Source organism: Pseudomonas sp. GCEP-101, assembly GCF_025133575.1.
Taxonomy (GTDB): Bacteria; Pseudomonadota; Gammaproteobacteria; order Pseudomonadales; family Pseudomonadaceae; genus Pseudomonas; species Pseudomonas nitroreducens_B.
This window is the reverse complement of sequence record NZ_CP104011.1, coordinates 4,193,358-4,214,700: the sequence shown is the minus strand read 5'-3', so window position 1 is coordinate 4,214,700 and position 21,343 is coordinate 4,193,358. Positions and strand designations below refer to the sequence as shown.

17 protein-coding genes are annotated in these 21,343 nt (G+C 68.6%); 8 read left to right on the top strand and 9 right to left on the bottom strand.

Features of this window, described 5'->3' with window-relative positions; genetic code table 11:
• Positions 1 to 36: 36 nt before the first annotated feature.
• Entirely contained in the window at positions 37 to 729 is a 693-nt protein-coding gene (locus N0B71_RS19340; protein WP_259754322.1) for a B3/B4 domain-containing protein, read from the bottom strand.
• Between the two features lie 427 nt (positions 730 to 1,156).
• Here N0B71_RS19340 and N0B71_RS19335 point away from each other — a divergent pair, with 427 nt between their 5' ends.
• The gene (locus N0B71_RS19335; protein WP_259754320.1) at positions 1,157 to 2,065 is read left to right on the top strand and encodes an MBL fold metallo-hydrolase; all 909 of its coding nucleotides are present in this window, start codon (positions 1,157 to 1,159) and stop codon (positions 2,063 to 2,065) included.
• Positions 2,066 to 2,197: 132 nt separating this feature from the next.
• Here the strand turns inward: N0B71_RS19335 and N0B71_RS19330 are convergent, their stop codons facing one another.
• Entirely contained in the window at positions 2,198 to 3,103 is a 906-nt protein-coding gene (locus N0B71_RS19330; RefSeq protein ID WP_259754319.1) for a LysR substrate-binding domain-containing protein, read from the bottom strand.
• Positions 3,104 to 3,482: 379 nt separating this feature from the next.
• Here N0B71_RS19330 and N0B71_RS19325 point away from each other — a divergent pair, with 379 nt between their 5' ends.
• Positions 3,483 to 5,030, top strand: a complete 1,548-nt coding sequence (locus tag N0B71_RS19325; RefSeq protein WP_259754318.1) for a nucleobase:cation symporter-2 family protein — start codon at positions 3,483 to 3,485, stop codon at positions 5,028 to 5,030.
• 170 nt (positions 5,031 to 5,200) lie between these two features.
• On the opposite strand, the gene N0B71_RS19320 is transcribed toward N0B71_RS19325, so the two are convergent.
• Positions 5,201 to 6,118, bottom strand: coding sequence for a hypothetical protein (locus N0B71_RS19320; RefSeq protein WP_259754317.1), 918 nt, complete (start codon positions 6,116 to 6,118; stop codon positions 5,201 to 5,203).
• Between the two features lie 311 nt (positions 6,119 to 6,429).
• Between N0B71_RS19320 and N0B71_RS19315 the strand changes: the two genes are divergently transcribed.
• From N0B71_RS19315 to N0B71_RS19305, 3 genes are read left to right on the top strand one after another with little or no spacing between them, the layout of a single operon-like run.
• Positions 6,430 to 6,900, top strand: a complete 471-nt coding sequence (locus N0B71_RS19315; RefSeq protein ID WP_259754316.1) for a DUF2271 domain-containing protein — start codon at positions 6,430 to 6,432, stop codon at positions 6,898 to 6,900.
• A gap of 14 nt (positions 6,901 to 6,914) precedes the next feature.
• Positions 6,915 to 9,077: a PepSY domain-containing protein gene (locus N0B71_RS19310; protein ID WP_259754315.1), complete on the top strand. Its 2,163-nt coding sequence runs from the start codon at positions 6,915 to 6,917 to the stop codon at positions 9,075 to 9,077.
• 40 nt (positions 9,078 to 9,117) lie between these two features.
• A complete protein-coding gene (locus N0B71_RS19305; protein ID WP_442964685.1) occupies positions 9,118 to 10,014 on the top strand; it encodes an FAD:protein FMN transferase in 897 nt (298 codons plus the stop codon).
• Positions 10,015 to 10,017: 3 nt separating this feature from the next.
• Here the strand turns inward: N0B71_RS19305 and ptrR are convergent, their stop codons facing one another.
• Entirely contained in the window at positions 10,018 to 10,896 is an 879-nt protein-coding gene (gene ptrR, locus N0B71_RS19300) for a putrescine utilization regulator PtrR (protein ID WP_259754312.1), read from the bottom strand.
• 143 nt (positions 10,897 to 11,039) lie between these two features.
• Here ptrR and N0B71_RS19295 point away from each other — a divergent pair, with 143 nt between their 5' ends.
• Positions 11,040 to 12,425 carry an NAD-dependent succinate-semialdehyde dehydrogenase gene (locus tag N0B71_RS19295; RefSeq protein ID WP_259754311.1) on the top strand — a complete coding sequence of 462 codons (1,386 nt, stop codon included), beginning with the start codon at positions 11,040 to 11,042 and terminating at the stop codon, positions 12,423 to 12,425.
• Positions 12,426 to 12,782: 357 nt separating this feature from the next.
• On the opposite strand, the gene N0B71_RS19290 is transcribed toward N0B71_RS19295, so the two are convergent.
• The 5 genes from N0B71_RS19290 to N0B71_RS19270 all read right to left on the bottom strand — a co-directional run bounded on the left by N0B71_RS19290 (position 12,783) and on the right by N0B71_RS19270 (position 19,375).
• Positions 12,783 to 13,310 (bottom strand): YbjP/YqhG family protein, encoded by a 528-nt coding sequence (locus tag N0B71_RS19290; protein ID WP_259754310.1) that lies wholly within the window; start codon positions 13,308 to 13,310, stop codon positions 12,783 to 12,785.
• 284 nt (positions 13,311 to 13,594) lie between these two features.
• A complete protein-coding gene (gene qhpG, locus N0B71_RS19285; RefSeq protein ID WP_259754309.1) occupies positions 13,595 to 14,908 on the bottom strand; it encodes a flavin-dependent monooxygenase QhpG in 1,314 nt (437 codons plus the stop codon).
• A 178-nt stretch (positions 14,909 to 15,086) separates the two neighbouring features.
• The gene (gene qhpE / locus N0B71_RS19280; RefSeq protein ID WP_259754308.1) at positions 15,087 to 15,746 is read right to left on the bottom strand and encodes a subtilisin-like serine protease QhpE; all 660 of its coding nucleotides are present in this window, start codon (positions 15,744 to 15,746) and stop codon (positions 15,087 to 15,089) included.
• Positions 15,747 to 15,749: 3 nt separating this feature from the next.
• Positions 15,750 to 17,477: an ABC transporter ATP-binding protein gene (locus tag N0B71_RS19275; RefSeq protein ID WP_259754307.1), complete on the bottom strand. Its 1,728-nt coding sequence runs from the start codon at positions 17,475 to 17,477 to the stop codon at positions 15,750 to 15,752.
• A complete protein-coding gene (locus N0B71_RS19270) occupies positions 17,477 to 19,375 on the bottom strand; it encodes a sigma-54-dependent Fis family transcriptional regulator (RefSeq protein WP_259754306.1) in 1,899 nt (632 codons plus the stop codon). The genes N0B71_RS19275 and N0B71_RS19270 overlap by 1 nt, the downstream gene beginning before the upstream one ends.
• A 240-nt stretch (positions 19,376 to 19,615) precedes the next feature.
• Between N0B71_RS19270 and N0B71_RS19265 the strand changes: the two genes are divergently transcribed.
• The gene (locus tag N0B71_RS19265; protein ID WP_259754305.1) at positions 19,616 to 20,020 is read left to right on the top strand and encodes a MerR family transcriptional regulator; all 405 of its coding nucleotides are present in this window, start codon (positions 19,616 to 19,618) and stop codon (positions 20,018 to 20,020) included.
• A gap of 57 nt (positions 20,021 to 20,077) precedes the next feature.
• A complete protein-coding gene (locus N0B71_RS19260; RefSeq protein ID WP_259754304.1) occupies positions 20,078 to 21,241 on the top strand; it encodes an isovaleryl-CoA dehydrogenase in 1,164 nt (387 codons plus the stop codon).
• Positions 21,242 to 21,343 lie beyond the last annotated feature (102 nt).

The following is a 21,343-nucleotide window of genomic DNA, read 5'->3' as shown; positions in this document are numbered from 1 at the left end:
GGGCGTGGCCCGACGCTGAGCAACGGCACGCCAGGCTCAAGCGCCCGGCCCGACCAGCAAGGTCGAAGTCCTTGCCCCCGGCATCATTGCCAGCAAGCCGGCAACCAGCTGATCGCCCGCTTCGCGCAAGGCTTCCAGCGGCATCTCTGGCAGGCTTTCGAGGATGAACCACATCTGCTGCGCCTCGGCATCCAGGCGGGTGCGCACGCCCTGGCGCCAGTTCCAGCGGCGGCAGGTAACGCCCAGGTCGTCGCGCCAGATGACTTCGCCGGGGTCGGGGGATTCGTGAGCCGGTGCGCCGTCCTTCAGGGTGTCGAAGGTCTCGCTGCCCTCGGCGATCACCAGGCGTGGGGTGCCGGCGTAGGCGGCGAGGTTTTCCCCGCCCACCGGGATGGCGAACTGCACACTGATGGCGTTGTACAGGTCCACCACCGGATCGATGCTCGGCAGGCCGCCGTCGCGCCGCACGCGCTTGCGCAGCGCTTCCGCCGAGCAGGGGGTGCGCTGCGGTTTGGCGCCAAAGCGGCGGAACGCCTCGGCCCAGGCGGCCAGGTGCGCATCACCCCACGCCGGCTCGCCCGCCGCCAGGGCCGCGCAGGCGCGCTGCAAGGCCTGCTCCGCCACCTCGGGATGAAGAATCGGCGCGGCCTCCACAGTGATGCTCAGGGCACGAAAGCCGGGAGCGAGGGTAGCGATGGCGGGGGCGATCTGCGGTGTGACGGGTTGCATGACGAAATCCTTGGGGTAAGGCGGAAACGAGACTGAACGGTGGGGCGAATCGCCCGCCTCAGCGGCGGACGAAATTGCGCCTGTTGTAGTCGCCCCAGGCGACGGACAGGGTTTTCAGCACGTGCAGCAAAGCGGTCCATCTGGACGTCATGGAAATGGCTCCGGGAACAGTGGGAACTGGCGCGAACAGCGCGCTCGACCCGCACAGTTCTACCGGCATGGCGACGTCGCTGCCATGAATTCCCCGAATGAATAATTAGCCCTGCTTATGCAGAACGCCGAAAATCAGCGCCGCTGATCCCGCCAGGCTTTAGCCGAACTGAACTGTCGGGCCGCAGAAATCGTGCATTGAAGTGCGCCCTCGCCAGCAGTGAGATGCTGGCGGACAACCCGCCCCCGACAACAACGAGAACGAGGTTCGCGCCCCATGCGCATGCTGATCAAAGCCCTGGCCGTGGCTTCCACTACCCTCCTCGGCGCGCCCTTCGCGGTGACCGCCGCCGAAGCCCCCAAGCCTGAAAAACCAGCCTTCGTGGTCCACAAGCTCACGGATTTCCTCTACGCCATCGGCGAGCCGCACTACTACCAGAAGAACTATTCGTACCTGCTGGTGGGCTCGCACCAGGCGCTGATGTTCGATTCCGGCGCCAACCAGACGGAAGACATCACACAGGTCGCCCGCCGGATCACCGACAAGCCGCTGTCGGTACTGCCCTCGCACCTGCACTTCGACCACCTCGGCGGGCTGCACAACTTCCAGAGCATCTACCTGCTCGATACCCCCTTCACGGCAAAATTCCGCCGCGCCGACGGCCTCTACCAAGTGCCCGAGCCGGTCCACCTGGGCAGCATCGACCATATGACCCTGGCGCCCTTCCGGGTCTCGCGCCTGGTGAAGCCCGACGAGGTGATCGACCTGGGCGGCCTCAAGCTGCGCCTGCTGAGCATGCCCGGCCACACGCCGGACGAAGTCGCGCTGTTCGATGAAGCCCACAACATCCTGCTCTCCGGCGACCACCTCTACCCGTCCTGGCTGCTGGCGGGGAACCTCGCGGACTACGTGGCGTCGCTGGACTCCACGCTGAAGGTGATCAACCCGCAGACCACCCTCTATGGCGCCCACGCTGACGAAGACCCGGGCAAGGTGCCGGCCATGACCTACGCCGATGTCGTCGCGGTGCGCGACAAGATGCAGCAGATCCAGGCCGGCCGCGCCAAGGGCGAAGCCTTCAGCGACCCGGAGCTGATCAGGAGCTCGGCGCTGTACAAGGTGGAGAAGAACATCAGCATTCTCACCGACATCCGGTTCACGGATGGACGGGGGTATCGATACTGAGGCCCACGCTGACGCCTGGCATGGAGTCACTAGATCCTTGCAGGAGCGAGCGTGCCCGCGAACAACGGCCGATCGTTCCGCACTGGCGCGCCAGGTTGATTCTGGTTCGCGAGCAAGCTCGCTCCTACAGGCTCATGCCGAGCCCGTCGCCCCCTGCTCGCCTATCGACAGCAACCACTCGATGAACGCCCGGACCTCCGGGCGTTCGCGTTTCGCCTCGGGGCAGACGACGTAGTAGTTGTGCACCGCCGCCACGGAGATCGGCAACGGGCGTACCAGCCGGCCTTCGTCGAGGTCGCGCCGTGACACCGCCTCATCGCTGAGCGCCACGCCGAAACCGTCGCGCGCCGCCTGCAGGACCATGCCGAAATCCTCGAAATGGATGTCCTCGGCGCCGCCCCGACTGTACCCAGCCTCCGCCAGCCATTGCTGCCACTGGCTGCCGTCGTCCTCGTGCAGCAGCCGGTGCCGCGCCAGGTCGGCGGCCTCGACGATGGCCAGCGGCCCGCGCAGGTATTGCGGACTGCACACCGGTGTCATGCGGATGCCATGCAGCAGGCGCCACCAGACACCGGGCCATGGCGGATTACCGTAGATCACCGCCACATCGGCGCGGCGCCAGTCCACCTGGGGCATGCCCGGCGCGGTGATCACGCTCACCCGCACCGACCGCGACTGCTCCATGAAACGCAGCAGCGGCCGGGCCAGCCACTCAACGCCTTCGGCCGGCGGGATCGACAGGCAGATGTCCACCCGCTCCTCGTCCTGCCGGCTTCCCGCCTGCAGCGCCTGGACGGCCCCGGTGATCTCGCCCATGGCGCTCGCCACGCGCTTCTGCAGCTCACGGCCGCTGTCGGTCAGCACCAACTGGCGGCCGCGCTTCTCGAACAGTTCCACGCCCAGGCTGGCCTGCAGCGCCTTCACCTGCTGGCTGACCGCGCCGGTGGTGACGTGCAGTTCGACCGCGGCCGCCGCCAGGCTGCCCAGGCGGGCCACGCTTTCGAACACCTTGAAACTGTGCAGCGGTGGGAGGGCCATCTCTTCTCGAAATCCGCCAAAGACCAAGGCGGACGGTTATAGCAGCACCAGCCTCCATCGGGGAGAAAGACCTGCGCGATGCTTCGCTGGCCCGCAATTTGCGACGGGCTGTGTACAGGCTGTTGCAAAGCCCCTTATCGCGCCTTGCACGCAACCTGCTGGTGCTTTTGGATTCACCTGTGCACACATTTCGTGCAGCGCACGCCGGGTCAGGATTTCATGCAGAACGCCGATTGCAGAGCCTTCAAGCCAGAAAAACCACATAACCGTTCGGTCAGATTCCGGACCATCGGACAGAAACATGTATACAAAACAGTGGAAATCTCCCACGTAGTTTGTCTACAGTGGCCGCACAACAAAAACAAGCGAGTCCTCAGCCATGAATGATCGTTCAGCTGTAGCGTCCGCCGGAGCACGCCCGGAAGACGAGAACCTCGGAATCGGCGCCAACCTGGCGTACGGCCTGCAACACGTTCTGACCATGTACGGCGGTATCGTCGCCGTGCCCCTGATCCTCGGCCAGGCGGCCGGCCTCTCCGGCAGCGAGATCGGCCTGCTGATCGCCGCCTCGCTGTTCGCCGGCGGCCTCGCCACCCTGCTGCAGACCCTCGGCATTCCCTTCTTCGGCTCGCAGATGCCACTGGTGCAGGGCGTATCCTTCGCCGGTGTCGCCACCATGATCGCCATCCTCGGCGGCGGCTACGAGGGTGGCGGCCTCAACGCCGTGCTGGGCGCCGTGATGGCGGCATCGTTCATCGGCCTGCTGATCACCCCGGTGTTCTCGCGCATCACCAAGTTCTTCCCGCCGCTGGTCACCGGCATCGTCATCACCACCATCGGCCTCACGCTGATGCCGGTGGCGGCGCGCTGGGCCATGGGCGGCAACCCCAAGGCCCCGGATTTCGGCAGCATGGCCAACATCGGCCTGGCCGCCCTGACCCTGGTGATCGTCCTGCTGCTGAGCAAGCTGGGCAGCGCCTCCATCTCGCGCCTGTCGATTCTGCTGGCGATGGTGATCGGTACGCTGATTGCCGCCGCGCTGGGCATGACCGACTTCTCCCGCGTGGCCGAAGGCCCGATGGTGGCCTTCCCGGCGATCTTCCACTTCGGCATGCCGACCTTCCACATCGCCGCGATCCTGTCGATGCTGATCGTGATCATGGTGACCCTGGTGGAAACCTCGGCGGACATCCTCGCGGTGGGTGAGATCATCGGCACCAAGGTCGATTCCAAGCGCCTGGGCAACGGCCTGCGCGCGGACATGGCATCGAGCATCCTCGCGCCGATCTTCGGCTCCTTCACCCAGAGCGCCTTCGCCCAGAACGTCGGCCTGGTGGCCGTGACCGGCGTGAAGAGCCGCTACGTGGTGGCCACCGGCGGCCTGATCCTGGTCACCCTTGGCCTGCTGCCGGTGATGGGCCGGGTGATCGCCGCGGTGCCCTCCTCGGTGCTCGGCGGCGCCGGTGTGGTGCTGTTCGGCACCGTGGCGGCCAGTGGTATCCGCACGCTGTCCAAGGTGGACTACCGCAACAACATGAACCTGATCATCGTCGCCACGTCCATCGGCTTCGGCATGATCCCGATCGCCGCGCCGAGCTTCTACGAGCACTTCCCCAGCTGGTTCGCCACCATCTTCCATTCCGGCATCAGCTCGGCGGCGATCATGGCCATCGGCCTGAACCTGCTGTTCAACCACTTGAAGACCGGCAACTCGGACCAGCAATCGGTATTCGTCGCCGCCGAGGAGCGCACCCTGCGCTACCGCGACATCGCCGCGCTGAACGAGGGCGACTACTTCCAGAACGGCAAGCTGTTCGACGCCGAGGGCAACGAGGTGCCGGTGATCGTCGACGATCACGAGCACGACGAGCACCACGCGCCCGCCGCCCGATCGGTGAAGCGCGCCACGGTGAACAGCAGCGCCTGACGGCCTGTCCGGCGTCCATGAAAAAGGCCCGTTTCGGGGCCTTTTTCATTTTGCGCACCTCCCGCTTTGGGTAGGAGCGAGCTTGCTCGCGAACGGCTCTACCGGCAGCACCGACGCCCAGCGGTTCGCGAGCAAGCTCGCTCCTACAACGGCCAAAGTCACCGCTGGGCTCAGTGCAGCGACGCCACCGCCGAGTCCTCCTCTGCCGACGCCACCACCATCGCCACCGGCGCTGACTGCGCCAGTTCCGGTGGCTCGGGGGCGCTCACTTCCAGCATCAGCGACGCGGACGGCCCGCCGCCCGGCGGCGGGTTGACCACCACCACGGCCAGCGTGCCGCCGACCGCCACATCCTCGGGCAACAGCTGGAACGCCAGACGGCAACTATCGGCCAGCGACGTCTCGCGCTCGGCGCCATTCACCAGTACCCGCGCGCCACGGCTGAAGCCCTTGCCGCGCAGGGTGACGTACAACGACTGGGCGTCGAGCACCGGCGGCTGCGCCTCGCTGATCAGCGCCACGGGGTTCTCCAGCGGGTCCTTGCGCCGGGCGTCGCCGCCGCCGCGACGGGTGCGCAGCAGCGCGTCGAGTACCTCGGCGAACTTGTCGGTGCCCTGCTTGGAGGCGATCCCTACCAGAGCGGCCATGGCCATCAGCCCATAGAGGTTGACGCTGGCGGGATCGCCGCCAGTGCTCACCGCGACGAGCACCGCACGCACCAGCAGGTAGAGCATCAGCGCCAGCGCCATGCCGATGCAGGGTTTGAGCAGGTACCACCAGATCCAGCTGGCCATGAAGCGGTCGTTGCCGACGAAGTCGCCGAAGGACTTCGCCACGTGGACGAAACTGCCCAGCGCCCCCGCGACCATGACCATCACCAGCAGCCGCGCATCCGGCCCGGGGCACCAGCCGACCAGGCATTGCACGCCGGGGTCGCCCACCGCGCCGGCCGCTGGGAACTTGGGGTAGGACTGCGGCCACAGGTCCACCAGGGCGGCCGCGAGGACCAGGGCGAGGCACATCAGCCCCGCGCCCATCAGGGTGATCTGCAGGGCATTGGCGCGTCGTCTCTTGCTGCGTGTTTCCATCATGCGCTCCGGGCAGAAGTTCAGCGGAAAAACACCCTGCCGCGAAGGGCGCTTTCGCCTTCGCACGACGGCCGGAGAAACACACGTTAGCGCAGCGCCAACGCGCTGCAAGAGGGCGCGCGGGGAATTTTTCCGCTGTTGCGCCGGCGAGACGTAACACCCCTGCAACACGGCGCCGCCGCCTCGCGCGCAGGGCGCAGCGCAGGCCTTAGCAGCGCAACCTGAAACCAACCTGAAGTCGCGCCGCAGAGCGGTTCAGCTTGGTTTAAGCGCAGCGGCACACAGTCGAGTCTCCCCATAGGAGGCCCATCATGAAGACCACCCTGATCACCCTGGCCGTCGCTGGCGCCGTGGCCGGCCCGGCCCTCGCCCAGGCCCGCGAACTCACCCTCGACACCACCCTCACCGACTACAGCGGCAACAACGCCTACCTGGCCATCTACCTGACCGACGCCCAGGGCCAGTACCAGCGCACCCTGTGGGTCGCCGGGCCGAAGGCCAAGTACTACAAGCACCTGGGCGACTGGGCGCGCGGCAGCGGCCTGCGGGCCACCGAGTTCGACGGCCTGAGCGGCGCCAGCGTCGGCAGCGGCGAGCACCTGCAGGTCTCGGTGGAGGTGGCCGACAGCCTGATCGACGCCGGCTACCAGATCCGCATCGACAGCGCCGTGGAAGACAAACGCTCCAACCGCGCCGAAGTGAAGGTACCGCTGACCCGGGACGGTGCCGGCCAGGACAACGCCGGCAGCGGCTACGTCGCGAACTTCCGCTACCAGATGTGATTCAGGAGGCCGCCATGCTTCGTCGTCTGCACGCCTGGCCCGGCATCTTGCTGGCCGCCCTGCTGCTGGTGCTGGCCGGCAGCGGCGCGCTGCTGTCCACCCAGCCGCTGGCCGAGCGGGTCACCGCCGGGGCCGAACCGTCGCGAACCGTGGCGCAGCTCGCCGAGCAGGTGAGCCATTCGGTGCCCGGCGTGGAGCGCCTGGAGCGGCACGCCTCCGGCCTGCTGATCGCCTATGGCGAACAGGGTGCGCTGCGGGTGTCGGCCCGGGATGGCGCGGTGCTCGGCAGCTATGAGCCGCCCGCCATCTACCGCCTCGCCCGCGACCTGCACCGCTCGCTGCTGCTGGGCGAGACGGGCCACGCCCTCGCCGGCGGCGGTGCGCTGGGGATGCTCCTGCTGGGCCTTTCCGGGCTGGCCCTGCTCGCCCGCCGCCAGGGTGGCTGGCGCAAGCTGGCGGCCCCGGTGCGCGGCGGGCGCGCCTCGCGCTGGCACAACCAGGTCGGCCGCGCGCTGCTGCCGGTGGCCCTGCTGCTGGGCCTGAGCGGCGCCTACCTGTCGGCGGAGCACTTCGAATGGTTCGCCAGCGACCTGGAACAGCAGGCCGCCTTCCCTGAACAGGTGACGCAAGGCACGCCGCTGCCCGCTGGCGAGCTGGCGGCCTTGCAGCAGGTGCCGCTGCGCCAGCTGCGCGAACTGGAATTCCCCCTGGCCGGCGACACCCAGGCCACCTACACCCTGCGCACCGCCAACGGCGACGGCTATGTCGACCCGGTCAGCGGCCAGTGGCTGGGCTACACGCCCCACACGCCGGCGCAGCGCCTCTACGAGTTCATCTACGGCCTGCACAGCGGCGAACTGCTGGGGGCCGCCAGCCCGCTCCTCGGCGTCGCCGCCCTGGGCGTACCGCTGCTGGGCGTGACCGGTGTGCTGCTGTTCCTGCGGCGCCGCCGCCAGCAGCCGACCTTCGCCTCGCAAGCCGATCCCGAGAGCGCGGAGTACGTGTTGCTGGTGGGCAGCGAAACCCAGGGCACCTGGGCCTTCGCCAGCGCCTTGCAGACGGCGCTCGCGACAACCGGCGCCCGCGTGCACAGCGCCGCGCTGAAGGATGGCCCACGCCCCTTCCCGGCGGCGCGCGCCCTGCTGGTCCTGACCGCCACCTACGGCGATGGCGACGCCCCGCAATCGGCGGCGGGCTTCCTCGAGCGCCTCGACCGGCTGCACCTCCCCGCCTCGGCGCGCTTCGCCGTGCTGGGCTTCGGCGACCGGCGCTTCCCGCGCTTCTGCCAATACGCGGTGGACGTGGACGCCGCCCTGGCCGGCCGCGGCCTACAACGCCTGCTGCCGCGGCGCGACATAGAGGCCAGCCAGCCCGAGGAGTTTGCCGCCTGGACAGGCGAACTGGGGGCGGCACTGGGCTTGCCGCTGGTGGCAGGCGACGTGGGCCTGCCGCGCCCGGAGTCGCGCTTCAGGCTGGTCGAGCGCCAGCTGCACGCGGCGCCCGGCGATGTGCCACTGGCGGTGCTGCGCTTCGCCCCGCTCGGCCAGGTGCCGCACTACCAGGCCGGCGACCTGCTGGCGATCTACCCGCCCGGCGCCGCCACGCCCCGCCAGTACTCCATCGCCAGCGACAGTCGCGACGGCCTGCTGGACATCTGCGTGCGCCTGCGCGCCGGCGGCCTCTGCTCCACCTACCTGCACGGCCTGCAACTTGGCGACACCCTCGACGCGACGCTGCAGCCGCACCGCGACTTCCAGCCGCAGCCGGGCGATGCCCCGCTGATCCTGATCGGCGCCGGCAGCGGGATCGGCCCGCTGGCCGGCTTCACCCGCCACAACCGCCCGCAGCGGCCGCTCTACCTCTACTGGGGCGGGCGCGTCGCGCAAGCCGGCGTGCCGTTCCAGCGCGACCTCGATCAGGCCCGCGCCGATGGCCGCCTGAGCGACCTGCGCACGGTGTATTCCGCCGGCCCGCAGCCGGGCTACGTGCAGGACCGCCTGCGCGCGGATGCGGGCGAGCTGCGGCCACTCATCGCGGCCGGCGCCCAGGTGCTGGTCTGCGGCGGGCGCGACATGGCCCAGGGCGTGCGCCGCGCCTTCGACGAACTGCTCGGCCCGCTGGCGCTGAGCGTGGAACAACTGCGTGCCGGAGGCCGCTACCGTGAAGACCTGTTCTGACCCCGTCAGCGCCCAGCGCTACCGTTTCAACGGCCCCACCATGGGCAGCCGCTACTGCGCGCTGTTCTACAGCCGCGCGCCCCTCGACGAGGCAGCCCTCGCGCACGCCCTGCAAGACGCGGTGGCACGCGTCGACGCGCAGATGTCGAACTGGCGGGACGACTCCGACCTGTCGCGCCTGAACGCCAGCGCAGCGGGCACCTGGGTCAGCCTGCCGGCCGAGCTGCTGTGGGTACTGCAGACCGCCATCCAGGTGGAGGTCGAGTCAGGCGGCGCCTTCGATATCGCGGTGGGCGACCTGGTGACGGCCTGGGGATTCGGCCCACCACGGCGTTGCGCCGGGGCGGTCGGGAGGGACGCGCTGCCCCCATCGCCGCGGATCAGCGCCAGCACGGCGCTGGAGTTCGACTTCGCCGGCGCCCGTGTGCGCAAGCGCCAGCCGGTACAACTGGACCTGTCCGGCATCGCCAAGGGCTTTGGTGTCGATCAACTGGCGCGCTGCCTGGAGGACCGCGGCATCCACGATTACCTGGTGAGCATCGACGGCGAGTACCGCGCACGTGGCTGCAAACCCGGCAACCAGTGCTGGACGGTGGCCATCGAACGCCCGCAGCCGGGCAGGCGCGAGGCGCTCGGCGTGCTGCAGATGGGCGACGGCGGGCTGGCCACCTCCGGCGACTACCGGCACTTCCGCGAGCAGGACGGCACACGCTACGCCCACACCATGGACCCGCTGCGCGGCGCGCCGCTGGACAACGGCCTGGCCTCGGTGTCGGTGCTGGCGCGCAGTTGCATGCTCGCCGACGCCTGGGCCACCGCGCTGATGGTGCTGGGCCCCGAGCGCGGCGCGCAGCTGGCGCGCCAACGTGGCCTGGGCGCGCTGTTCCTGCTGCGCGAAGGCGACGGCGTGCGCCAACTGTGGATCGAGGGACGCTGAGCCTCAGGCCACCTCGGCCTCGATCAGCGGCTCGTCGAGCAGCCCGATGAACGCCCGCAGCGCCGGCGTATCGGTGCCGCGTCGCCAGAACAGCCAGGTGGTGGCGTCGGCATGCTGGGGCGCCAGGCGGTGGATCGCCACGTTGCGCCCGCCGGCCAGGCTGTCGAACATTGCCCGCGGGATGATCGCCACACCGCCGCCCGCCGCGATGCAGGCGAGCATGCCATGGTAGGACTCCATCTCCATGATCTTGCCCGGCACCACGCGGTGCTCGGCGAACCAGCCCTCCAGGCGCTTGCGGTAGGAACAGGTATCGCGGAAGGCGAACACCGTTTCCCCCGCAACGTCCCGCGCGTCATGCACCGGCGCATGGTGCTGGGCGCTCATCAGCACCAGTTCCTCGCGGTACACCGGCTTGCCGTCCAGCTGCGGATGGTTCGCCGGGCCGTCGGCGAAGGCGGCGATGAAACGCCCCGACAACACGCCGTCGATCATCTCCCCCGACGGCCCGGTGGAGAGGTCCAGTTGCACCTTCGGGCATTGCTGGTGGTAGCGCGCCAGCATCTCCGGGATGCGCACCGCCGCCGTGCTCTCCATCGAGCCCAGGGAAAAACTGCCGTGGGGCTCCGCGCCCACTGCCACCTGCCGTGCCTCGTCCACCAGGTCGAGGATGCGTTCGACGTAGTCGAGGAAGCTGCGCCCGGTAGGCGACAGGCGGAGGCGCAGCTTTTCCCGGATGAACAGCTCGGTGCCCAGCTCCGCTTCCAGCTGCTTGATGCGCGTGGTCAGGTTCGACGGCACGCGGTGTAGACGGGCCGCGGCAGCGGTGATGCTGCCCTCGTGGGCGACGGCGCGGACGATTTCCAGCTGGGTGAGGTCCATGATTCTCTCCGAGAGAAAGACTCTTTCTTGATTATTCATTTTACATGAATGAATGCGCATCTTAATTTCTGCGTCATCCCGGAGCCACCATGCCCGGACGAACGACCGGCCTTGCGCCTCATCCAGAACAAGCAGGACTCACCATGAACCAGATCGCCGCCATCCCCGCTGCCATCTCCCGCAGCCCCGCCACCGGCCAGGAACTGGCCCGCTACACCTTCGAAGACGCCGCCCAGCTGGAAGCCTCGCTGGCCCGCACCGATGCCGCGTTCCGCCAATGGCGTGACACCAGCATCGCCGAACGTGTCGCCGTGCTGCGCAAGATGGCCGAAGTCCTGCGCGCCAACGTCGAACCCATGGCCCGCATGGAAGCCCAGGAAATGGGCATGCCGGTCACCCAGGCCCGTGGCGAGATCAACAAGTGCGCCAACCTCTGCGAGTGGTACGCCGACAACGGCCCGGCCATGCTCGAAGACGAGAAGACCAGCATCGAAGGCGCGTACATCTCCTACCTGCCGCTGGGCCCGGTGCTGGCCGTGATGCCGTGGAACTTCCCCACCTGGCAGGTCATGCGCGGCGCGGTGAGCATCATCCTGGGCGGCAACACCTACGTGCTCAAGCACGCGCCGAACGTCATGGGCTGCGCCTATCAGTTGCGCGACGCCTGGCTGCAGGCCGGCCTGCCCGAAGGCGTGTTCGAGGTGCTGAACGTCGAACCGCCGCTGGTTTCCAAGGCCATCGCCGATGACCGCATCGCCTCCATCGCCGTGACCGGCAGCGTCGGCGCGGGCGCGGCCATCGCCTCCCAGGCCGGTGCCGCACTGAAGAAATGCGTGCTCGAACTGGGCGGTTCCGACGCCTTCATCGTGCTCGCCGACGCCGACCTCGACGCCGCCGTGAAAGCCGCCGTCGCCAGCCGCTTCGGCAACTGCGGCCAGGTGTGCATCGCCGCCAAGCGCATGATCCTCGAGGAATCCATCGCCCCGGCGTTCACCGAGAAGCTGCTGGCCGCCGTCAAGGCGCTGAAGATCGGCGACCCGCTGGCGGACGACACCTTCGTCGGCCCGATGGCCCGCTTCGACCTGCGCGACGAACTGCACGGCCAGGTCCAGCAGGCCATCGCCGACGGCGCCACCCTGCTGCTGGGCGGCCACAAGCTCGAGGGCGAAGGCAACTACTACGCGCCGACCGTGCTGGCCGACGTGAAGCCGGGCAACACCGCCTTCCAGAAGGAAATCTTCGGCCCCGTTGCCTCGCTGATCGTCGCCCGCGACGCCGAGCATGCCCTGGAGCTGGCCAACGATAGCGAGTTCGGCCTCTCCGGGGCGATCTGGACTGCCGACAAGGCGAAGGCCCAGCACATGGCCCGTCGCCTGGTCAGCGGTGGCGTGTTCATCAACGGCTTCTCCGCCTCCGACCCGCGCGTACCAATCGGCGGCGTGAAGAAGAGCGGCTTCGGTCGCGAGCTGTCGCACTTCGGCCTGCGCGAGTTCACCAACCCGCAGACCGTGTGGATCGACCGCAAGTAAGCCGACTGGCGATACGAAAAAGCCCCTGCCGTTCGCGGCGGGGGCTTTTGTTTTTGTAGGAGCGGACTTCGTCCGCGATGGTCTCCGGCTCGATGCGGGCCGATCGCGGGCAGCGTCCGCTCCTACGTTCGTGGGCAGTCGTCGACCCTCTCGTGCGATGATCCCTCCCTGTAGGAGCGGGCCATGCCCGCGATCGGCCCGCATGGCGCGCTCCTACACAAGCATCGGTGAGCGAGGGTTTCGGTGCGATGTAGGCGGGCTTCACGGAATGCGGTTCGCGAGCAAGCTCGCTCCTACGAACAGCGACCGTGCCCCCCTTGTAGGAGCGAGCTTGCTCGCGAACCACGCCGGTCGACATCAGGGTTTGGCCGCATCCTGCTTGAACTGCAGCAGGTCCTGGGTGCTCTTGCGCAGGTTCTGCGCCAGGCTGCCCTCGGCGTTGACGAAATCCTCGACGCGCCACCCATGGGCCGTGTGGTGCAACAGCAGGTCGAGCTGCTTGCCCTCGCCCGTCACCTCGTCCTTGAGCGTCACGCTGGCGGTGAGCCGGTCGCCGTCGGCCGCGGCAAAGGTCAGCGTCTGGATGCGCAGGTCGCCCCAGTCCTGGCAATCGCACACCGGGTCGCCATTGAGGTAGCCGACTTCGCCATCGGCGGCGTCCTGGTCAGCCTTCATCAGCGCGAGCAGCGAGGCGTCGTAGACGTCCTCCTCCTTCAGCGCCGGGTTCGGCACGCCCGGCCCGTCGTGCGAGTAGCTGGCGTACACCTGCCGCAGGAAACGCTCCGCGCTCGCCGTATCGGCCGCCGGCGTCGACGCCGCGAGCGAGGTATCGAAGAGCGTCAGCAGGATCAGCGACAGGGCAAAGACGGATCGCAGGAAGGCCATGGGATTCTCCATCGGGCAGCCGGACATCATCGCCCGACGAGGCCTCGAAAATCCGTGAAGTGGTTAAACCTGTGGCCCATAGCCCTGGGGCGACAGCCAACGCCACGGGACCGTAGGGCGCATAACCCGGAACGGGTTATCCGCCGTCATGGCGGATAACGCCGGAGGCGTTATGCGCCCTACGAGTCGCACGGGAATCCCGGTGTCACCCGATTGCGTAGGAGCGGACTCCGTCCGCGATTGGCCCGCATCGCGCCGGACAAGACAACGGACGAAAACCGCCCTTACGCCGGACGATACCCCTGGGACAGCAACCACCCCTGAAACGCTCGGCGGCGCTCGGGCGGCAAATCCGCCAGCACCTGCGCTTCCGGCTCCGCGCGCAGCCGCCGCAGCCATGGCGCCAGCTCCAGGCCGTCGAGGTGCCAGATGCCCAGCGGCTGGTCCGCGCTGACCACCACCTCCGCCTCATCGACGAACTCGCCGTTGAGTACCGGGGCGCGCTCGATGCGCAGGCTGGCAAAATCCGCCGGCATGTGGCTCGGCTGCGCGTCCGGCCAGGCGCGGCGGGCCTGCCAGAACGGCTGGTCGGCCCACTGGGTTTCGCTGGCGTAGAAGTCGCGGCCGACACGGGCGAAGCGCAGGAACAGCTGCTCCACCCGCTGCTGGTGGAAGCGCCGGGCCAACGCCGCCCGCTCCGGCGCGCGCAACAGCGTGTTGATCACCAGCGGCGCCTGCAGGGCCGACGACAGCGACTGGAAGATGCCGTTGCCGGACAGCGGGTCCACCGCCATGGCCGCATCGCCCACGCGGATCCAGCTGTCGCCGCAGGCTTCCAGACAGAGGATCGCCGTGCTGCTGCGGGCGTGCAGGTCCAGTTCGCGCTCTGCCACGTCGCCGAAGAACTGCCGGGCCAGTGGCGAGGTGGCGCGCCGCTCGCGGCAGTAATCGAGCAGTTGCTGACGGGGCGGCAGGTCGCTGCTGGCGACGTCCAGGGTGAGCTGCCAGTAGCAGCGCCCATCGTCCTGCCGCGCCATCCACGCCCAGCCGTCGGGCAGGCTTTCCACCGCCGTCGCCAGCGGGCCGGGCTCGCCTTGCCAGCGGTTGAGCAGACTCAAGGTTTCCGGCCCGCGCCGGGCCTTGCTTCCCTTCTGGCTCAGCGGCGCCTGGCGGCCCCGGGCTTCGACGAGAAAGGCGCCCTGCACTGCGCGGCCGCCGTCGAGCGTCACCCGCCAGCCGGGGCCGTCTTCTGCCACGGCCAGCACCTGGGCTTCGATCAGCTCGGCACCGGCTTGCCTGAGGTCCTCGCGCAGCCCGGCATCGAAGCGGGGACGGTCGAGGAGGTATTCGATGTTCTGCGCGCTTTCCACGCCATTCCAGTGCACGCGCCGTTGCGAGGGTGGCGCGGCGCAGCTCAGCGCGTGCGTGAGGCCAGCATGGCGCAGGCCTTCCAGCACACGCTGGGAAACGCCCTCCACGGCGGCGAAGCGGCGCCATTCGCTGATCACGGTGACGGGGTAACCCAGGCGGCGCAGGCCGAGGGCGACGGCCGCTCCAGCGGGGCCGGCGCCAAGGATCAGGATGGGGAGGTCGCTCATGCTCCGGCAACCCTCACCCTAACCCTCTCCCAAAGGGAGAGGGGACTGTTCGGTGCGCTCGGGGACATCTGCGCACGCCGATCCTTAACGGAGAGCCCAAAACCTGAACGCTTACTGCGGACGGCCCCCTCTCCCTCTGGGAGAGGGTTGGGGTGAGGGAAACGGATTCGACCTCCACTCATGGCCCCACCCTCCGCTCAATCCCCCGAAACGCCGCCCGCTCGCGCATCACCTCGACGAGCTGCACGTTCGACAGCTCCGGCCGCTCAACCAGCAACGCCGCCAGATGCCCAGTGAACGCCGCGCACCCCAGGCTCGCGCCGGAACGCCCGGCCACCTTCACCGCCGCACCGAAATCCGCCTGTGGGCTGTCCAGCCAGGACCACTCGCCCGCGCCGCAGCGGGCATCGCCGGTCACCCGGACAACGCCCGGGTAGCTCGCCGGAAACACCGGCTCGCCCCGCGCCGGGCTGGACGCGCAGAGCAGCACGCCGGCCTCGATCAGTTCGGCTACTGCCTCGCGCAGGATGGGCCGGTCCTGGCGCACGCCCAGGCTCAGGTTGATCACCCGCACGCCCTGCTCGCCCAGCCAGTGCAGCGCCGCGGCGATCTGCAGCGGGCTGGTCACGCCGCGCTCATCGAACACCTGAGCGACGCAAAGGCGGGCCTCCGGAGCATGGCGAAGTATGGCTTCGCAGACGGCGCTGCCGTGGCCGAGCAGATCAACCGACAATGGCAGTCGGTCCAATCCATCATCGGCCAGACGGAAGCGCTGGCCGATGATGACCGACGCAGCCTGCTCCTCTGAATGCCCGCTATCGATTACGCCGACTAACACAAGTCAGGCCTCATGCTGCCGCACCGGCTGGGTCTCGCGCACACGCAGCTGCCCGTCCTGCAATTCCAGGTGCAGCTCGGCGGCGGCCAGGGTCGAGGGGCGGTGGCTGATCAGCAGGCGCGTGCGCCCGGCGAACAACCGGTCGATGGCGGCGATCACCTCGCGCTCGGTGCTTTCATCCACCTGCGAGGTGGCTTCGTCCAGCACCAGGATCAGCGGGTCCTGCAGCAGCGCGCGGGCAATGGCGATGCGTTGCTTCTGCCCGCCGGACAACTGCTGGCCGCGCTCGCCCAGCGGGCTGTCGAGGCCTTCGGGGAGGCTGGCGATCAGGCCGTCGAGCTGCGCAGCGCGGGCGGCCCGGTCGATGGCCTCGCGGCTCGACTCCGGCGCACTGTAGGCCAGGTTGTCGGCCAGGCTGCCGCGGAACAGCACGATGTCCTGGCTGACCACCGCCACGCGCCGGCGCAGCGCGTGCAGGTCGAGGTCGCGCAGGTCCACGCCGTCCAGCAGGATGCGGCCGTGGTCCGGGTCGTAGAAGCGTTGCAGCAGGTCGATCAGGGTGCTCTTGCCGACGCCGGACGGGCCGCTGAGCGCGACCTTGAGGCCGGCGGGAATCACCGCCTGCACGTCCTGCAGGACCGCTTGCGCGCGGCCCGGCCAGGCGTAGTGCAGATTTTCCAGGCGCAGCTCGCCCACCGACGGCATCGGCCGTGGCGCGGCAGGGGAAACGATGGCGGCTTCCTCGCCGCGCAACTCCATCACGCGGCCCAGGCTGACGGTCATGCGTTGCAGCGCGACGTACAGGCCCAGCAGGCTCTGCACCGGCCCGATGGCCATGCCCAGGTAGGTGGAAAAGGCGATCAGCGAACCCAGCTGCCAGGTGCCCTGCACCACCCAGTAGCCGCCGACCAGAAAGGCACAGGCGCGCGACAGCGACATCAGCGTGCCGGGCACGGCCTGGGTGAAGAATTCGGTGAGTTGCAGGCGCAGCAGCTGGCCCAGGTAGCCCTGCCCCAGAGCTTCCAGGCGCCCGGCTTCGCGGGATTGCTGGCCGGCGGACTGGATGAACTTCATGGCCGGCAGCGTCTCGACGAAGAACGACGAGAGGTCCGCCGAGCGCTCGCGCAGGCCGCGCGCCTCGCGCTCCACCTTGCGCCGCATCCAGCGCAGCCAGAGCACGTCCAGCGGAATCAGCAGCGCCACCAGCAGCGAAAGCTTCCACGACAGGGTGAGCAGCAGCACCAGCGCGCCGACCAGCCCGATCACGCTGGACACGGCGGAGAACAGCGAGTCCACGGCGAAGCGCTGGATCTCGGCGACGTCGCCGTCGAGCCGGGACATCAGGTCGCCGATGCGGCGGCGGCCGAAGAAGCTCGGCGAGAGCCTCTGCAAGTGGCGGTACAGCGCGTCGCGCAGGGCGAACAGGATGCGCCCGGACAGGCGCGTGTGCAGGTAGCGGTTGAGGCCGGACAACGCCGTGCCGACCAGGCCGACGACGATCATGGCGCCGGCCACCATCACCAGCACCGGGAAGTCCTTCGCCAGCAGGCCGTCGTCGATCAACAGCTTGGTCAGCCAGGGCTGCGCCAGCACCAGGAGCGAGGCGCAGAACGACAGGCCGAGCAGCCCGGCGATGGCCGCCTGGTGCGGCCGCACGAAGCCATACAGCCAGCGCAGCGAGGCCTTGAGCGCCTGCGGATCGTCGCTCTCGATCAGGCGGGTGAAGAACATCAGCCCACCTTGAGTTGCTTGAGCTTGCGGTAAAGCGTGGCGCGGCTGATGCCCAGCGCGTCGGCGGCGGCGGAGACGTTGCCCTGGTGGCGTTCCAGCGCCTGGCGGATCAGCTCCAGCTCGTTCTCGCGGATGCTGCCGCTCTGCGGGCGCTCGCCAGCGGCGAGTTCGTCCAGGGTGCTGTCGGGCAGGTGATCCAGGCCCAGTTCTTCCTCGCCCTCCTCGCGCATGGCCAGCGCGGTGCGCAGGACCATCTCCAGCTGGCGGATGTTGCCCGGCCAGTGGTACTCGCGCAGCAGGCCGAGCAACTCGGCGGAGAGTTTCACCTTCGGCGCGCCCAGGCGGGCCAGCAGGCCGCCGGCGAGTTCGGCGAGGTCGTCGCGCTCGCGCAGCGCCGGCAGCTTCACGCTGATGCCGTTGACGCGGTAGTAGAGGTCTTCACGGAAGTGTTTCTCCTCCACCAGGCGCTTGAGGTCGCGGTGGGTGGCGCAGATCAGCGCGACGTCGATGTCCTGCTCTTCGCCGGCGCCCAGCGGCGCCACCTTGCGCTCCTGCAGCACGCGCAGCAGGCGCGCCTGCAGGGCCAGCGGCATGTCGCCGATCTCGTCGAGAAACAGCGTGCCGCCGTGGGCCTGTTGCAGACGGCCGACCATGCCGCCGCGCCGCGAGCCGGTGAAGGCGCCGTCACGGTAGCCGAACAGTTCGGATTCGATCAGGCCTTCGGGAATCGCCGCGCAGTTCACCGCGACGAAGGGTTTGTCGCTGCGCGCGCTGGCCTGATGCAAGGCACGGGCGACCACTTCCTTGCCGCTGCCGGTTTCGCCCAGCAGCAGCACGGGCAGCTCGTTCACCAGGCCCTGGCGCGCCATGCGCAGGGCGCGGGCGTAGCGCGGGTGGTTGCCGGCGAGGGCTTCGAGTTCGGGCCCGGCGGCCGGGCGCGCAGCGCGGGCGCTGACCGGCACCGCGTGGCTGCGCAGCGGCGCTTGCAGGGTCTTGTAGAACAGCTCGCCCTTGGGCGTCTGCAGGCTGCCGACGCCGCCCTGGTAGAGGCGGCCGAGCAGTTGCTCGCCGCGCACCCCGAGGAGCTCTTCGCTGCGCCGGCCCACGAGGCTTTCACGGTGGGCGCCGAGCAGTTGGCAAGCCTGGCCGCTGACGGCCAGCACCTTGCCGTCCAGGCTCAGCGCGAGCAGGCCCTGCCAGGCGGAATCGAGGTACTGGCGGCGGTAATGGAAGGCGATCACCACCTGCCCCGGATGGCTGACGGCGAACAGCCGCGCCTCGATCTGGAACACCGCGAGGCTGAGCAGCGAGAGGCTTTCGCGCGGGCCGGAGAGCGGCCCTTCGCGGGTCATGTCGAGCACGCCGAGCAGCGTACCCTGCGGCCCTTCGATGGGCACCGAGGTGCAGGAGAAACGGCTCAGGCGATCGAGGAAGTGTTCGCCGCAATCGATCTGCGTGGCGCGCTTTTCCACCAGCGCGGTGCCCAGAGCGTTGGTACCGCGCGAGGCTTCGCTCCAGCAGGCGCCCTGGACGATGTCGGACAGGCCCTTGCTCTGCATGCGCTCGCGTGCGCCCTCGACGGACAGGATGGTGGCGTCGGCGTTGGCCAGGATGATCACGCCGTCGTGCCCCTGGCGCTGTTGCAGGTAATCGAGCTCGGGGGTGGCGGCGTCGAGCAGCAGGCGGTTGCCGGCCAGCAGCACGTCGGGTTTGACCCGCGTGTCGAGGCCGTGCTCGGTGCCGCCGGAGCAGTCCAGGCCGTGGCCGAGGCTGCGCCGCCAGGAGGCGTCAATTTCCTCGCGGAGCACGCCGCTGGGGACTTCGCCTTCCTGTTGCAGGCGCTCGCGGGCCAGGTGGGCTTCGCGCAGCAGGTCGCCGCTTATTGTTCTTGTCGTCATGCATCGCTCCGGTAGGTTCCGCGCCGCTTTCAGGCGCACGGAACTCGCAGGCTGGTCAGGGCTGTGTACACCCGCGGACAGCGTCCGTAAAGGGGAAGCTCAGCGTAGGAAAGTCTTACTCATGACGAGAGGCAATTCTCGCGCCACGACGCATTCGCCGTTGCCGATTGCGTTTGTTGACAGTGACCCAAGGCAGGTTTACGTTAACGTAAAGGTAAACGACCGAGCAAGAAGATTCCCATGCCCACGACCTACACCATCTCCGAGCTGGCCCGCGAACTGGACATTACCACCCGCGCCATCCGCTTCTACGAGGAACAGGGCATGCTCAGCCCCGAGCGCCGCGGCCAGGAGCGCATCTACAGCCCCAAGGACCTGGTGGCCCTGAAGCTGATCCTGCGCGGCAAGCGCATCGGCTTCTCGCTGGCCGAGTGCAAGGAGCTGATCGACCTCTACGACCCCAGCAGCGGCAACACCCGGCAGCTGCAGACCTTCCTCGACAAGATCACCGCGCGCCGCGCGCAGCTGGAACAGCAGCTGCTCGACATCGAGCAGATGAAACTGGAACTGGACACGGCCGAGGAGCGCTGCCTGGCGGCCATGGCCGAGACCGACAAACCCCGCAAGCAGCGCGTGCCGAGCTGATCTCGCCGCCCTGCCCCGCTCTCTCATCCGAATATAAATACAAGTACAGGTGATTCCATGAGCTACCCCTCCCTCAACTTCGGCCTCGGCGAAACCATCGACATGCTGCGCGAGCAGGTGCAGGGCTTCGTCGCCAGCGAACTCGCCCCGCGCGCCGCGCAGATCGACGCCGACAACCTGTTCCCCATGGACATGTGGAAGAAGTTCGGCGACATGGGCCTGCTCGGGATCACCGTCAGCGAGGAATACGGCGGCGCCAACATGGGCTACCTGGCCCACGTCATCGCCATCGAGGAGATCAGCCGTGGCTCGGCCTCGGTCGGCCTGTCCTACGGCGCGCACTCCAACCTGTGCGTCAACCAGATCAAGCGCAATGGCAACGCGGAGCAGAAGGCCAGGTACCTGCCCAAGCTGATCAGCGGCGAGCACATCGGCGCCCTGGCCATGAGCGAGCCCAACGCCGGCTCCGACGTGGTGTCGATGAAGCTGCGCGCCGAGAAGCACGGCGACCGCTTCGTGCTCAACGGCAGCAAGACCTGGATCACCAACGGCCCGGACGCCAACACCTACGTGATCTACGCCAAGACCGAGCCGGAGAAAGGCGCCCACGGCATCACTGCGTTCATCGTCGAGCGCGACTGGAAAGGCTTCAGCCGCGGCAGCAAGTTCGACAAGCTGGGCATGCGCGGCTCGAACACCTGCGAGCTGTTCTTCGATGACGTGGAAGTGCCGGAAGAGAACGTGCTGGGCGCGGTCAACGGCGGCGTGAAGGTGCTGATGAGCGGCCTGGACTACGAGCGCGTGGTGCTCGCCGGCGGCCCGATCGGCATCATGCAGGCCTGCATGGACGTGATCGTCCCCTACATCCACGACCGCAAGCAGTTCGGCCAGAGCATCGGCGAGTTCCAGCTGATCCAGGGCAAGGTCGCCGACATGTACACCCAGCTCAACGCCAGCCGCGCCTACCTCTACGCCGTGGCCCAGGCCTGCGACCGTGGCGAGACCACCCGCAAGGACGCCGCCGGGGTCATCCTCTACACCGCCGAGCGCGCCACCCAGATGGCCCTGGACGCCATCCAGATCCTCGGCGGCAACGGCTACATCAACGAGTTCCCCACCGGCCGCCTGCTGCGCGACGCCAAGCTCTATGAGATCGGCGCCGGCACCAGCGAAATCCGCCGCATGCTGATCGGCCGCGAGCTGTTCAACGAGACCCGCTGAACCCACCCGCTTCCGCCTCTGTAGGAGCGAGCTTGCTCGCGAACCAGCCCCCGCTGCGGAGGTTGTTCGCGAGCAAGGGCTAGGCGCCCCCCTCGCTCCTAC

Coding starts and splice junctions, on each gene's coding strand:
- N0B71_RS19340 (WP_259754322.1), bottom strand. CDS start 729: ATGCAACCCGTCACACCGCAGATCGCCCCCGCCATCGCTACCCTCGCT.
- N0B71_RS19335 (WP_259754320.1), top strand. CDS start 1,157: ATGCGCATGCTGATCAAAGCCCTGGCCGTGGCTTCCACTACCCTCCTC.
- N0B71_RS19330 (WP_259754319.1), bottom strand. CDS start 3,103: ATGGCCCTCCCACCGCTGCACAGTTTCAAGGTGTTCGAAAGCGTGGCC.
- N0B71_RS19325 (WP_259754318.1), top strand. CDS start 3,483: ATGAATGATCGTTCAGCTGTAGCGTCCGCCGGAGCACGCCCGGAAGAC.
- N0B71_RS19320 (WP_259754317.1), bottom strand. CDS start 6,118: ATGGAAACACGCAGCAAGAGACGACGCGCCAATGCCCTGCAGATCACC.
- N0B71_RS19315 (WP_259754316.1), top strand. CDS start 6,430: ATGAAGACCACCCTGATCACCCTGGCCGTCGCTGGCGCCGTGGCCGGC.
- N0B71_RS19310 (WP_259754315.1), top strand. CDS start 6,915: ATGCTTCGTCGTCTGCACGCCTGGCCCGGCATCTTGCTGGCCGCCCTG.
- N0B71_RS19305 (WP_442964685.1), top strand. CDS start 9,118: ATGGGCAGCCGCTACTGCGCGCTGTTCTACAGCCGCGCGCCCCTCGAC.
- ptrR (WP_259754312.1), bottom strand. CDS start 10,896: ATGGACCTCACCCAGCTGGAAATCGTCCGCGCCGTCGCCCACGAGGGC.
- N0B71_RS19295 (WP_259754311.1), top strand. CDS start 11,040: ATGAACCAGATCGCCGCCATCCCCGCTGCCATCTCCCGCAGCCCCGCC.
- N0B71_RS19290 (WP_259754310.1), bottom strand. CDS start 13,310: ATGGCCTTCCTGCGATCCGTCTTTGCCCTGTCGCTGATCCTGCTGACG.
- qhpG (WP_259754309.1), bottom strand. CDS start 14,908: ATGAGCGACCTCCCCATCCTGATCCTTGGCGCCGGCCCCGCTGGAGCG.
- N0B71_RS19275 (WP_259754307.1), bottom strand. CDS start 17,477: ATGTTCTTCACCCGCCTGATCGAGAGCGACGATCCGCAGGCGCTCAAG.
- N0B71_RS19270 (WP_259754306.1), bottom strand. CDS start 19,375: ATGACGACAAGAACAATAAGCGGCGACCTGCTGCGCGAAGCCCACCTG.
- N0B71_RS19265 (WP_259754305.1), top strand. CDS start 19,616: ATGCCCACGACCTACACCATCTCCGAGCTGGCCCGCGAACTGGACATT.
- N0B71_RS19260 (WP_259754304.1), top strand. CDS start 20,078: ATGAGCTACCCCTCCCTCAACTTCGGCCTCGGCGAAACCATCGACATG.